Raw genomic sequence first — 14,371 nt, 5'->3', positions numbered from 1 at the left:
GGTCCAGCCCGCCCAGCGCCTCGTTCAGGACGCGCTGCTCGCGATCCAGATCGAGCGGCACCAATCCCTCGGGCGCGGCGATGGCGGTGACGACCCTGATGTCGCCGGTGAGCAGCGGCGACAACCGCGACACATCGGTCGCCAGGAATCGTAGTTGCAGCGATACTGGTCTGGTGCCTGCTTCTTCTGCCCCAATCCCGTCAGCACCCAGTGACGTGTCGGAACGGCTTGGAGACTTCACTGGCCGGGACTGGTTGTTCAGAGATGTCGATGCCTGGTTGACGACTGGTGCTCGGCGATTTGTGCTGATCGGCGGACCAGGATCAGGCAAATCGACAATCTCTGCTCGTTTGGTGAAAGACCGTATCGCCGGTACGCGGGTGGGGCCCGCTTCCCGATTACAAGCATGGCATTTCTGTCGCGCCCGAGACGACACGACAGTGCTCCCCGAGAAAGTTGTCGACCAGCTGGCCAACCAATTGGCAAACCGCGTGCCAGGCTACCTTGCGGCTCTAGATGACCACGATCACCAGGGAAGCGCATCGGCAATGGTATCGGGAAGCGTTTCTGTCTCGGGTCCAGTAGCTTCCGGCGCTTTAGTGGCCGGTGTTTACGCTGAAGAGATTCACCTTGAACTGCACGACACCGATCCATACCGTCGGTTCGACCGCATGATTCGTCATCCACTTACTCGACTTGCTGAAGCGCGGCGCCTCCCCCCACAGATCATCATCCTGGTCGACGGCGTCGATGAGGCTCTAGTGTTGGATGCCGGCGTGGGCCTCGTCCAATTGCTGTCACGTGTCAGCGGACCCGATGGCGGCCTTCCTGCTCAGATTCGGTTCCTATTCACAACTCGACCGGACGAGCGCGTCCTACAGAAACTCGGACCGGCCGACCTTGATCTCGCCGACCCGCTTGTTGACGACACTCTAGAATACATCAGGCGACGACTGTCGAACAAGTTAACAGCAAACGATGCGGAGCATCTGGCTGGCGACATTGCGAGTGCTGGCGCGGGGAATTTTCTTTACGCCCGGCACGTAGTCGATGATCTGCTCTCTGATCCAGCCACCCTCGCCACCCGCAACCGGGCCAGCATCCATTTGCCGCAAGGGCTGGAGGAGCAATACCGTGAGTACTTGGGCCGCGAGATAGCTCGGTCCGACGACACGTGGGAGGAGCGCTTCCGTCCCCTACTTGGTGCCCTATCGGTGGCGGCGGGCGAAGGGCTGACCGCCAGCCAGCTGGCGGGCATTACGCACCTACGGTTGTCTCAAGTCAACGACTCGATAAAGCGCCTCGGACCATATCTCGCAAGATCGACTGACGGGCCTCGTCGCATATTCCATCAGTCATTCGTAGAGTATCTTCATGCAGATGGCGTTCACTATGTGTATCCCGACGAGAGCGAGCAGTCCACCGCCAATTGGCTGCTTGAGTCATACGGGCACGACTGGCATCGCTGTCGCGACAAGTACGCACTCTCCTACACCGTGTTGCATTTGGTGAACGCCGTTCAACTAGCCTCTACCTCCGAGATTAGGACTCGATTCTGTGCAACGTTGGGTGGCCTGCTGAGTGATTTCGCATATCTTGAGGCGAAAATTGCACGTGCCGGAGTGCAGGCCCTTCGACAGGATCTTGAGCTAGCGATTCCAGTGCTTGCCGAGAAATCAGGGGACGCGGGACCAGAATCTCAGGGTGATTGGTTGTATCCAAGATTCCTGAACTCGGTCTTGGACCGGCTGTCTTATAGCCTGAATGAGTTTGACCTAGAGAAATCCCCGTCCTACTTCGCCCAACAGCTACGAAATGGCGCATGGGAACTCGATTCGGAAGATCTCGTCCGTCGTGCGGATGAGCGACTGGCGCAACTTCATATGCCAAATTTGGCAGTTCACTGGACAGCTCGTAAGCAGCCCCGAGCACTTAAGAAAGCCTTGACGCCAGGATTGTTGAGATTTCGCGATAACGGTGTGCTCTCGATAAAGTTTGACAACGCGAATCATCCTATTGCAGCTCTATGGGACGGCGCTGTTGTTGTCCTGGACCTCTTGTCCGGAACAACTGTTGCAAGGATGTCAGCAATTAGGACGGGCGACGAGTTGTTGGATTGGGCGGCAGCATCCGAGATGGCGGTCACGAGTGATGGCAGGGTTTTTCGAGCTTCGGGACCTGATATTCAGGTGTGGGACGCAATGACAGGACTCGAACTCAAGGATCAGCCAAGCAGTCTACCAGGGGATATCATTGCTGTGGCTGTCACCCCAGACGGCTCGTTATTGGCAGCCGTCGTTCGCATGTCGGTTTCACCCGGCCACTGGGCGGTGTATGTGCAGAGGACGCACGCAGGACGTTGGCGCCAAGTCGCTCGGTCGGGTTACCAAGTGACAGCGTTGGGAATAACTCCGGAAAGCATCGCCGTCGCTTTCGACGGCGGGCGCGTTAAAGTCTGGCCCACAGAATCCCGGGCAACTGCGATGGCAATACCCTACGATCGTTCCGTACGCGTAGCGGAGCTCGCTATAAGCGGCATGGAATTAGTCGCGGTCCGCTCCGACGGCATTCTGGACATGTGGGATCTCAGAGATGCAGCCCGGATTCGCTCGATTCCTCTGATGCCGGTCATCAGTCCGCAGCCTCAACCCAGACGCTACTCCTCCCCGCCAGACGTACTGAGATGGGGTAGATATACCGCGATTTCTCTGGAGGCGCGCCGTCTTGTGTGCTGGTTCCACGACGGCCTGCTCCGATCCTTTGACCTCGATACGGGCAAGGAAATTGGTTGTGTCCAAGGGCCTCGAGCCTTGGTAACCATCGCGATTACGAACAGTGGGGATCAGGCCGTAACGGCGTCTCCGGATGCAGCGGAGCAACTCCAATTGTGGGACTTATCGACTGTCACTAGAGAAGCTCCCGACACTCGCGGGCATGAGGGCTTAGTGAACTCTGTTGATCTTACGGATTATGGCACTGTCGTATCGGCGTCGGATGATGGTCGCATCAAAGCCTGGGACATAAGGGATGGCACCGAACTCAAATTGTCATCTGTAGACCCATCTGGCTGGATCCTGTCGGTCAAAGTGGCTCCGAATGGCCGGATAGTTACCGGTTCCCAAGACGGACGGGTGCGCGTCTGGGACACGAAGACAGGACGCGTCATTCGCTCTATGCGTGGGCATAAGGACAAAGTTACATCTATTGCCCTCTTGCAAGAGGGAGCGCGTGTTGTTTCAGCGTCAGATGACGGAACTCTGAAGATGTGGGATTTGGGATCCTGGCAGATGTTGAGGACCCTGCAGAACGACGGTGGACCCGTTAAGTGTGTGGCGGTACGCAAGGATTCCCGCCTAGTTGCCTCCGGAGGGCTAGACCGTCAAGTCAAGATATGGGACGGTGAGTCTGGAAATCTTGTGATGGCGTTGGAGGGCCACGAAGGGGTCGTGACGTTCGTTATTTGGATCGGGCAGTACGTGGTTTCAGCCTCGTACGACAAGACAATTAGGATTTGGGATCCGCGGACAGGCGATTGCTTGCGAGTCCTTCACGGACACGCCGGTCCGGTGTATGGGCTTGCTGCCAACTCCATCGGCGACTGCGTATTGTCTGCTTCGTGGGACGGCACCGTGCGCGTATGGGCCGTCGGTGACGGCCATGAAATGGTGCGGGCATCCCTGGGAACACCTCTGGGGTGTTTGACGGTGGCGAAAGACGATGAAACCATAATTGTGGGCGACGCTACAGGAAACGTTTGGTGCTTGTTGCTCCGCCACTTGGCCCGTCCTACTTGAGGTGGGGAGTCAGCGACTAAGGCTGAGGGGCCGACCTGGAGGCCGGTCGAGACCTTTCCAAGATCTGTAGGGACCACGCTACCCAGCCGGAGGCCTCGGCGTGTCAAGCCCACGGCGTGTGCTGTTTTGCGCTCGGGCCTGATCCCTGCCGCGGTTGCGGAACGTGGTCACCGTCTCGACCAGGTGGGGATGCCCTATCGCGCGACGAAGGGATCGGCAACAGCCCACCCTGCTGCGGCGGCGGCCGCGCCGGCCAAAGGCCAGCTCGCCCTGACCGGTCGCCAGCTTCTGCGTCCTGACTCGTGCCATCTGAGGTCTGGGTGCCGATTCCGGCGGCGTTTGTGCTCGTCAGCGGCGTACGCGCGAGCTGAGTGACACAGCCCGCCGGCTCGGTAGGGTCGGGGTCGTGGTGTTCGTGCGGAAATCGCCGGGTCGGTCGGGCAGCACGAAGGTCCAGATCGCGGAGGGACGAGCTGGCCGTGATGTCGTTCTGGAGCACGTCGGCACCGCGCATGGTGAGGCGGAGCTGGCGGTGTTGAGTGCCGAAGCCAAGCGGCGGCTGCGGCCGGGGCAAGACACGTTCGAGCTCGACGGGCTTGGCCTGGACGAGGCTGAGGGTTCGCCCGCCCGTCCTGGGGTGATCACCGGCAGGCGTAGCGCGGTGCTGTGGCACGTGCTGTCGAGCGTGTACGCCCGGCTGGGGTTCGACTCTGTCGGGGATCACGCGTTCCAGCAACTGGTGCTGGCCCGGATCATCGAGCCGACGTCGAAGGCAGACTCGCTGCGGTCCTCGAGGAGGTCGGTGTCGAGCACGCGTCGCCGCGCACGATGTTCCGGTCGCTGCAGCCGGCTGCGGTGGGTGACTACCGCGGCCAAGTCGCGGCGGCGTGCTTCACCCACGCCGCGGCCAGTGGCGATGTGTCGTTGTGCCTGTACGACGTGACGGTGCGCCGTGAGGCGCTTGTTGTTCGAGCGGAGGTGAGAGACCTTTGCCTGATTCCCTGCCGTAGCAGGGGGTTTGAAGCTGGGGGCAGCCTGACCGGGGAGACGTCCGGGAGGGCGGGAGCAGCCCTGACGAAGCCGTGTCGCGTCAGCACCGTTGGATGACGTGAGCGCGGCGAGCATGCCGAAGAGGTATACGCGAGGAACCGGTGTCATCACCTGTCTTGACGTACTACCGCCTGAAACCAATTGGATATGGGGCGGGCGCGGTCGGCCACCTGCCGGACTTACGGGTGGGTGGACCGTCCGGGGCACGAGTTACTCAGCCGGTTGACCAACGTCCCCGGTCAGTACATCTAGGTCACCGGTCAGGATCGATCTCTGAAACTTCGGCATCGTTGCGTCGCTGTGGTCGCCACCGACGGCGACGATTCATATGAATGGAGCATCCACCCGGAGCAAACGACGTGGCGTGATCCCAGGGATCGGCCAAGAAGGGAAAGTGTCGACGGCATGGTCACCGACGGGCCAGGGTCAGCCCGACGGATCCGGTGTTGCAGGGCCTGGTCGCTCTGGGTCCGCAGGCGGATTGTCGATCCGGGCGAGGAGGGCTCGCGCTTCGGAGGCGACCTGCGTGTCGCCGGCGGCTAGGACTGTCAGCGCGGTCACCGCCTCGTCCACCGCTCCGACCAGCACATGGAGCAGGGCGAGATGGAACCGCGCGTCGAGATCGTCAGGATCGAGCTCGATCGCGGTGAGCAGCGCCTCGCCCGCCGTGCCGTGGTCATGGTTGACCAAGGAGGCGACACCAAGCTGGGTCCAGACCCGGCTGGACCGTGGCGCCTGCGCGGTGGCTCGATGCAGTATGTGGACCGCCTCGCCCGTGCGGCCACCCACCGAGAGTGCAACGGCCAGGCCGATCAGCAGGTCGACATCATTTGGCCGGACGGCTACAGCAGATGCCCATGCTCGTTCGGCCTCCTCGGCCCGTCCCAGGGCAAGGAGGGCTCGCCCCAGCGCATGCCATGCGAAGTGGTTGCGCGGGTCCAGCCGGACCGCCTGGGACAGCGCAGACAAGCCTGCGCTGATCTCACCGAGCGCAAGTCGGGACATGCCGATGTGCGCCCATGGGGCGGTGCGCTCGGGCTCGAGCGCGAGCGCCTGTTCGGACTCGTCGATCGCCTCGGTATGCCGGTCCGTCAACGCGAGTACGTAACCGAGGTTCGCGTGCGCAATGGGGTTCTTGGAGTCTACCGCGATCGCCTCACGGAACAGCGACTCCGCGCCTTCGACATCTCCCTCGGCCAGCCGCACGGCACCCCGGTTCACGGAGTTCTTGGCAGGTGATTCATCGAGCTCGGCCATCTTCGTCTCCCGTTCTAGCCGACAATCTGCTTGACCAAGCCACCGATGAGTTCCTTGGGCTCGATGTGCGGAATCGTCCACTGAATCTGGTCGTATGACACCGCGAACGGCTTGCTCGACTCGTAGTGGATGGGCAGCGTGAGCCCGAACCTGAGGTTCGATCCGTACTCAAAGGCCGCTAGATTCCACGTCTGGTGGTACAGCTCGACGGTGGTGAGCCACAGGTCGGCGCTCACGTCGACAAACGCGTTGATACCGAACTTGAACTTCGGCTCCACGAAGATCTCACCCTTGGCGTCGAGGACGACTCCGGCAGTGGGCGTCCAGGTCACCGTGCTCGCAGCCGACGCCTCACCGAAGACCCCGATCTCGCCGAACACCTCGAGGCCCGCCTTGGCGCTCACCACGGGTATTCCCGCGCCGACGGATCCGTCAACCGACAGCCGCAGGTACGCGAAGGCAGGAACGGCGAACTTGGCGTTGCCTGAGACGGTGGTGTCCTCGGGCTTGGCCGGGTTGTAGACCACCTTCAACACGGTGTCGCGCAACTGCCCGGGCCCGACCCCGGCCTCGACTTGGACTGCCCCGCCTATCGAGGCGAAGATCCCGATCCGTTGGCCCGCAACGGCGACGCCGACGATCGGGATGTCGACACGAAGGGAAAGCAGCTCCTTGTCGATCGGCTGCACGTCGAACACGTCGAACGTCGGTGGCAGCGCGACCTCGCCGCTCACCTCGACCTGGCCGTCGGGAGTGAGCTTCAGGCCGACCGTGCCACGGAGCCAAGGGGTGAGCTGGAGCGTGACCGTGCCGTCGCCGAAAACGGCAAGCCTCCCGTCGGCCTTGGGCGGCCCGGCGGGCTTGCCGTCCGGACCGATGGCCTGGTTCGTGGCTCCGACGTGGACCGTGCCCTTGGCGAAACCCTTCTCGTAGCCCAGCTGCGCATCGACCGCGAAGGCGCCGTCCTCGTACCGTCCGGTGATCTTCCCCGTCACACCGGGGATCGACGGCTCGAGCGCGAGGTCGCCGCTCAGCGAGTGTTTGTCCGACCCTTCCTTGATCGTCGCCGCCAGCTTGCCGCTCTTGATCCCGGGGATCCCCTCGCCGAGCTCGATCAGCCCCGTGATCTCGGCACCGTTCTTCTCGTCGTACTTGAAACCCAGGGTCCCCTTCTTCACGCCCTTGATCGCTGGCACGAACTCGCCGTCGGCCGTGATCGCCTCATCCGAGATACCGACCCGCGCTCTCGCTGACTTGATGCCTTTGACCTTGCCGGGAGGCACGCCGAGCTCACCCTCGGCTCCCCAGCTGCCCTGTTCGTATGAGACCCTAATCCTCGCCGGCTCGAACATTTTGGAATCGAAGTCCAGGCTGCCCTGAAGCGCAAAGGCCGTGCCAGTCGCGCCCTTCTTGGCGGCCGCTCCGATAGAACCCGTCGCGAGCTTGTCGATCCGTATGCCGACCTCGCCGCTCACCTCAAGGCCTCCGGTTGTGGCCGACAACGTCAGCGCGCCCCCAGTCACATGGAGCGGGCCGGGGAGTGACAGCTCGCCGCCAGTGATCGTCGCTTCGATGCCTAGCTCGCCATCCTTCGAGATGACGTAGATTGACGCCTTCTCAAGGATCTTCCAAGAGGGCTTGGGTATGAGGCCTCTGCCCGAAAGGCCGAGGTCCATGTCCGCCTCGAGCGTGTCGAAGGCTACCGGACTCGCACCGCGGACCTCAACTGGTGGCTTCGATCGCATAGCCTCTATCGACTTTTGGTCGATGTAGCCACCCCAGGGAACCACGTTGGGGATTCCCAACAAGGATATCGGGCCCTGGGCCAGTGGCCTTGTAAGGCCACGGTCCTCGAACGCGATCCCGCTGATCGTCCCGACCTCACCCGTTGTGTCGTGGTTCGGGCCGTCGTGCTTCCAGACCACAGAGCGCAGCTTGTTGAACCCGATCACCGACTTGTAGTCGTACGTGGCTGGGCCTGAGATGTTGCTCTTTCCTGCGTCCTTCTTCTTGGGATTGCTGACGTGCCCGCCTGCCTTGTCGCGATAGATGGCAAGTGTATCCTGAGTGCCCTCAAGCCTGTCGACCGCCTCATCGTCCAGCTTTGAGAGGCCAGCCATCGCCTCAATCTGCTCCATTTCCTTGAGCTCGAAGTATTTGTCCTTGGCGGGTTCCGGGAAGTTGCTCGCTGCCGCCAGCTTCCAGGACACCGTCCAGTCGTCCGCTCGCACCGTCCGCTCGTCCTGCGGTTTGGCAAGTTCTGGATTTGCCTGCTTGAGAAAATTCTTGACCTGCGTTGACACAACTTTCTTTATCTCGTCTCCTGCTGCCATATTGACGGACCGGTTTAGGAGTTGGAAATTGTCTATGACGTCCTGTCCGCCGATCTGGTGTTCATGAATATGGTCGACCTCCCACTGGGCAAATGTCCCGCTTCTATTCCAAGGCGGAATCGCCAAGAGGGGCGCAATATCATCGACCGTCCCGAAGTAGAAGAACTTGCTGCTCTTTTCTCCCTTGAATTGAAGTTTGTAGGGGCCCTTGTCGTCCGCCATCCCGGGCAACGATTTGATCTTAGATTGCAATGCCTTCGAAGCTGGGCCCAGAACCTTATCCTTATTCGTGAGCCATATGCTGCGCTGCTTGTCCTGGCGCTTCTCAGAGAGTTTCCGCCAGACGATTGGAGATTTTGTTCCCGCCACCTTGAAGCCAGGGACCATGATTTGATCGAAAGTGAGGGTATGCGCGTCCGTGTCGATCGCGCCCAACTCATTGGAGACCTTGGTTTTGGTGCCCACCGGGACGTGTGAGGGGGACGCCGATTTCGAGGCATTCGAGTCGGCGCGACGGATGATGGCGCCGCCCAGACCAGGAGCCACCTTCCGGTTCACACCCGGCCGCTGCTGCACCACATGGGTCAACTCGTGCGCCAGCAGCCAGCGGCCAACTGCCGACGTCGGGTCGTAGGCGCCGGATCGGAAGTAGATGTCGTTGCCACGGGTGAACGCCAGCGCGTCGATTCCACGGGCGGCGTTGTCGGCCTCGGCGTCGTCGTGGACCCGGACGTCGTCGAACGGTCGCTGGAATCGCGACTCGAACTCGGCGCGGACGGCATCGGGGAGTGGCGCGCCCTTGCCGCGGCTGGCGTCCAGGTAGTCCTGGAGCTCGGGGGACACGACCGGAGTCTCGCGGGACGGGGCTGATCCGGCCGGCGCCGGCGGTTCTGGCTCGGGCGCCGGGGTCGCCGACTCGGCGGGCCGCTGGCCGGCTCCGGCGGGCGTCTGGCCGGCTCCGGCGGGCGCGGCCACCATTGGGGCGGGGCCGGCTGGTGTCGCCGTGTCCGGACCGGCGCCGCCGCCGGCGCCGGTGTTCGTGGGCTTCACCGTGGGCTGGCCGGGCGGCTTCTGCTCCGCGGCCGGGTCTGCGGCGCGGCGCACCGGCTCCTGTGACGAGGTTCCAAACCCGGGCGCGGCACCGTGCGGCGCGTCGGTGTCGCCGCCCGGCCGGACGGGTGCCGGCGTGCGCATCACATGGTCGGCTGCCTGGTCGGCCTTGCGCTCGGCGTCGTCGCCGGACCTGCGGACGACGGACGTCCGCTGGAGCTGGCGTTGACCCAGACCCTGCGTCGCCGCCGTAGGTGTTGTGCTGGCAGCGGCAGTGCCGTCCCGCTCGTCCTTGACGGCGGGCTTCGCGTCGGGCGGCTTCTTGAGATCGGCGTCCGCCCCGGCGCTCTCGCTGCCCATGGCATCACCCCTCGACGATGGTCACGATGGTCAGGTAGACCCGCGCGACGACTCCCGGCCCCGGGCGGAAGTCGACCGCAACCTTGGTATTCGCGGGGTCGAGGCCGATCTCCTTGATGATCGACTGCGCGCGATCGACTGCTCGGGTCGACCGAGCGTCGCTGACGCCGGTCGCCGTCCAGATGACCGCGCTGAAGATGCCCGAGCTGGCGTGCTGCGTCTCCACGTCGCCCTTCCACTCGTCAAGGCGCGTAATGACGTCCTTGGCGGGCGGATCGACCAGCTGCCCCGACCGGTTCGAGCTGGCGAGCACGGTGAACACGTCGGCTGGCGCCGCGGCGAGGAGCTTGACGTCGCCGTCCGTCACGGCCTTCAGCAGGTCCGCGTCGCCCAGCGTGTCTACTGCGACGACCTCGACGGCGTCACTGGTGTAGCCGATCAGGAAGATGCTGCCGTCGGTGTCGACCGACATCTGTGCCGCCGGCGGATTGGGCAGAATCTCGAACTGGCCATCTGCGTCCATCGTCGCGCTCGGGGCCGTCGCTGCGACGAGTGCCTTGGCCCGGGGCAGGCCAACCGGGAGTTCCGTCGAGGACGACGACCTCGCGTATGCGGCCAACACCAGCGCGTCGCCGCCCCGGGCCGCCTCATAGCGTTGCCGCCACTCGGCAGCTGAGGAGCGGAGGGTGGCGGTGCCGGGGTCGAAGACGACAAGCTGCACGGCTGTCGGGGTCCAGGGCACGGGTGCAGTCCCGGTGAGCAGGAACCTCCGGTACTGCTCCGCCTGGTCCGCAGTCTCGGCCGTTGCCACCCACACCGCGACCTGCGCGGGTCGCAGCTCCGGCCCGGCAGCCGATCCGGCATACTCCTCGCGCAGGCGGCGCCGGAACAGCACCCAGTCATAGATCGGGCGGATGCCCGAGCGCCCGACCTCGACACCCTGGTCGGGGAAGAGCAGGGCGAGGTTGTCGTCGAAGTACGACGGGTCCTTGGGATCGAGCCCGGCCAGTAGCTGCAGGGCCGAGATCGCGGCGTCGCGATAGTCGTTGCCCGGCTGGTCGATGGCCTGGGTCTCCTGTGCGGTGAACTGCGCCTGCACGTCATCGGGTCCATTCGCAACCGCCGTACCCAGGTCCCCGGTGGCCTCGATGGGCGATCCCTGCCACATCACGGTGACCGTCGCCCGGGAGCGGACGTCGACCAGCGTGAGGTCGGACTGCGGCCCCGACTGGTCCCGGGTCAGCTCCATACGCCTGCTGAACGACGTCTTCTGCTCGGCAGCGCCGGAGCCCGTGGCACGGACCAGCCCGTCGACCTGGACCGTGAGTTTCTCGCCACCGGGACCCGCTGTCAGGAAGAGCCGCTGGAGCACCCCGTCGACCTGCACGCGCATGCCGATCGTCGCCGCTGCCTGTGGCATCACGTGCTCCCACGTGCCGTGGATGATCGTCTGCTTGCCGTCGCCCAGGGCGAAGGGGTCCATGCCGACCCAGAGGCTGCCGCCCAGCGCCCCGACGCGACCGCCTGCCTCAGCAACGTTGACGAACCTCGCTCTGCTACGAGTGACTCGATGCTGGGCTGCTCCCAGGGCCGTGGCGTGGGCAACCTGGCGGAGCAGCTCGTGGGAGAGTCCGCCGGTGCCGAAGGCCTGCGCGCGCATCGTCGCAATCGCGCTCCCGAGTGTCGTGGCACCGCGGGCAACCTCGGTGAGGGCGCTCATTACCTCCTTGATCGAGCGCGCGTCCGTCCCTGCCACGGCGGCCCGGACCGAGATGCCGCCGCTCGTGCTGAACCGACCGACCCCTTGGAACCGCAGCCGCGCGGCGTCCGCTGCCGCTCGCAGACCGAGCTCGCGCCCAGGCTCCCTGACGCGTTGCGGCAGCACGAAGTCGACGCTGAACCCGTGGCTCGTCGACCCTTCGGTCGACGCCTCGACGACCCCGTCCGGGACCAGGACGTCTACCAGCTGACGGTGGGCCGGGTCTGCCAGTCCTCGAACGAGCGAGATCCGCTCCATGTGCTGGGCGCGTTCGAACTCCTGCGCGATCTGGTCCCGCCGCACCGCACCGACCCGGAGGTCGATGCCGGCGCCGAACAACGTCTCGAGATCGCTCCGCAGGGCGGTCGCGGTCGTGGGGGTCACCCGGAGGTACCCGGTCGGCGGGACCGCGACGAACCCCGCCGCGGTGAGGCCGCCGCTGGCCGCGGATGCGTCGGTGCTGGCGAGCTGACTCTGGAACTGCAGCACCTGTGCGATGAAGACCGCCCACGGTCGCTGCTCGACCTGGTTCGCCCAGTAGGTGCGCGGTCGCGTCTCCACCAGGTCCCGCCGCGCGATCCAGTCGTCGTGCCACGCGACACTCGAGCCATTCCACAGCAGGATGCCGATGTCGAGCCCGACGCCGCCCAGGTCGGCGTCGGGAGACTCTCCCCCTGACCAGCCCGCAGCGGACAGGGACTGGCCGGACATCGGTGTCCACGTGCGGTCGCGCTCGTCGTCGAAGAACGCTGAAGCGATCCGTGAACGGAGGAACTTCGACTCGTCCGCGAGCCCTGCCGGTGGGGGTGGCAGGGTCAGGGGCGGCATCAGCCGCGCGGAGATGCGGACGCCGTCGACCGTCGTCGGCCGGTCGCTGGACGAGGTGCACCCGCAGTCGCAAAGCCGGCCAAGGACCTCGGCGTTGCCGGCGAGCTGTGTCTGCCGGCTGAGAGCAACGATGTAGACGCCGGAGGGCGGCGTCCCGACCGAGGCATCTGGCTGCTCGGACGACGACACCAGCCGTGCGAACTCGACCGTGACCGCGGTGTTGAGTGAGATGAGTCGGCCGGACCTGTCTATCCCGGCTCCGGAGCCCACCGTCACGGTGGTGCCCGTCGAGGACAACGTGAGTCCGTACCCGCATCCCGACCCCGCGGACCGCCGGCCGACGTCGATGTACGCCCGCTGTGCCAGACGCTCGAAGTTGAGATCGTCGGCACGAAGGAACCTGCCGTCGAAGTAGTTCAGACCGAGGTTCTCGGGAGACGTCGGTGTGACGACGAACCCGGCCACGGACTCGGACGACGCGATGCTCGGGTTGGCCGTGTCCGGGCCTTCGGCGAGCCGCATCTGGTCGGGGCTCATGACGCACCGTCCTTTCGCAGAATGTCGACGACGTCTCGGCCGTCGGTCCGGCGGGCGGCGGGGTCGCCGACGCGACCAGCCAGCGGGACGAGGTCTGCTTCGCACAGACCGAGCAAGGGCGTGGGGCCAGTGCCTCGGACCAGGACCCGGTACCAGATGTCGCCTGCGTCCTCGGGAAGGCGGAAGCTGATCCGCGCATCGTCCTCGGCAGTCGTCTCGGCGTAGCGCGTCCGGACCCGGATCGGCTGGCTCCATGACGGATTCGCGGCAGCGCGATCGATCGAGTGAACCTCCAGCGCGTCGCCGATCGTGCCCTCGACAACGTTGCCGGTGAGGTCGATGTTGACGCGACCCTCGGAGACGAACATTCGGCGGACCCGTGGTCCTCCGGCATCCGGCGCGAACCGCGGCCCGACCAGACCCGTCAGCGCCTCGAGAAGGAGCTCCTGCGTGACCATGGTCGGGACCGACGTACGGCGCACCGAGAGATCGATCGGCTCGACCGTGACCTTGTACGCGTTGTCCGAGCCTCTCTCGATGACGATGCTCGGAAGGTCTGCCAAGAGGATGCAGCCCGGCCCGTCGCACGGGAACAGCAGGGTCCCTTCACCGCCGGGTTGATGGCCCGGTGGCCTGAACTGGGCCGCGGCCTTCGCGGAGACCGCCCGGAAGGCGTCCACCCAACCGTCCGGTTCTCGCGGCAGGTCCGGAACGGTGCCGTCCCGCACAAGGCTGCGAAGCGGCTCGAACGCATCGTCGAACAGGCACGGCGCGCGATCCTCGCCCGACTCGCCACGTGGCGCGCACAGGTCATCAGACCGGGTGTACGGCTCGAGCTCGAGCCGTCCGAACTCGTGCACGCGCGAGTACTGGACCGAATCGTCGCCCTGGGCGCAGCTCGAGCTGACCGACGGCACCCTCCTGCCCAGGCAGGTGGTGTGGCGCACCCACAGCCGGGCGCTGAACCTCCACGGAGGTGACCCCGTCCCCGGTTTGAAGCCGGTGTCCGTCGCCTGCCGCTCGCGGCACCAGGCCGGCAGGTCCAGGCACATCTCCGCGCCGCAGGCGACTTCGCGCCCCAGCGCGTCCACGGCCAGTCCAGGACTGACGCGGAGGCTGTCGCCGTTGACGAGGGCGACGTCGAACCCCCAGATGACGCCTGCGCCGTGCTGCCACGCCTGGTGCAGCCGGAGCTTTCCACGCGGGTTTGCGCCGAGCACCTGGAAGTCCGAGACACCGAGGAGCATCCCGTAGTGCGCCAAGAGGGAGTTGAACGGGTCGACGGTGAGCGCGCTCGCCAGTTCCGATTCCTGCGCATCGCTCTGCTGCGGGGGATCCCATGCGGTCATTGCCGACTCCTTTGGCACTCGTACGTCGGCGTGGTCTGCACGCCATGGCCTGCG

At 64.8% G+C, this 14,371-nt stretch carries 6 protein-coding genes; 2 read left to right on the top strand and 4 right to left on the bottom strand.

The genetic code is table 11. The features are described 5' to 3' along the window. The first annotated feature begins 107 nt into the window (after positions 1-107). Both ASG96_RS22550 and ASG96_RS22535 read left to right on the top strand, forming a co-directional pair. Positions 108-3,794, top strand: a complete 3,687-nt coding sequence (locus ASG96_RS22550) for a WD40 repeat domain-containing protein (RefSeq protein ID WP_162262012.1) — start codon at positions 108-110, stop codon at positions 3,792-3,794. A 406-nt stretch (positions 3,795-4,200) separates the two neighbouring features. Beyond that, on the top strand, positions 4,201-4,737 hold the full coding sequence (locus tag ASG96_RS22535; RefSeq protein ID WP_157610639.1) for a hypothetical protein: 537 nt from the start codon (positions 4,201-4,203) through the stop codon (positions 4,735-4,737). A 533-nt stretch (positions 4,738-5,270) separates the two neighbouring features. On the opposite strand, the gene ASG96_RS04035 is transcribed toward ASG96_RS22535, so the two are convergent. From ASG96_RS04035 to ASG96_RS04020, 4 genes are read right to left on the bottom strand one after another with little or no spacing between them, the layout of a single operon-like run. Then, positions 5,271-6,101: a tetratricopeptide repeat protein gene (locus tag ASG96_RS04035; RefSeq protein WP_082591615.1), complete on the bottom strand. Its 831-nt coding sequence runs from the start codon at positions 6,099-6,101 to the stop codon at positions 5,271-5,273. Positions 6,102-6,115: 14 nt separating this feature from the next. Next, positions 6,116-9,844, bottom strand: coding sequence for a DUF4157 domain-containing protein (locus ASG96_RS04030; RefSeq protein WP_057586814.1), 3,729 nt, complete (start codon positions 9,842-9,844; stop codon positions 6,116-6,118). Between the two features lie 4 nt (positions 9,845-9,848). Then, positions 9,849-12,968, bottom strand: coding sequence for a hypothetical protein (locus ASG96_RS04025; RefSeq protein WP_057586812.1), 3,120 nt, complete (start codon positions 12,966-12,968; stop codon positions 9,849-9,851). After that, complete coding sequence (locus ASG96_RS04020) at positions 12,965-14,317, bottom strand: hypothetical protein (protein ID WP_057586810.1); 1,353 nt, start codon at positions 14,315-14,317, stop codon at positions 12,965-12,967. Before ASG96_RS04020 ends, ASG96_RS04025 begins: the two co-directional genes overlap by 4 nt. Between the last annotated feature and the right edge of the window lie 54 nt (positions 14,318-14,371).

Origin of the sequence: Terrabacter sp. Soil810, from assembly GCF_001429645.1 — a bacterium.
GTDB lineage: Bacteria > Actinomycetota > Actinomycetes > Actinomycetales > Dermatophilaceae > Terrabacter.
The sequence above is the reverse complement of the archived record's forward strand: the minus strand, read 5'-3'. Positions and strand labels throughout refer to the sequence as shown.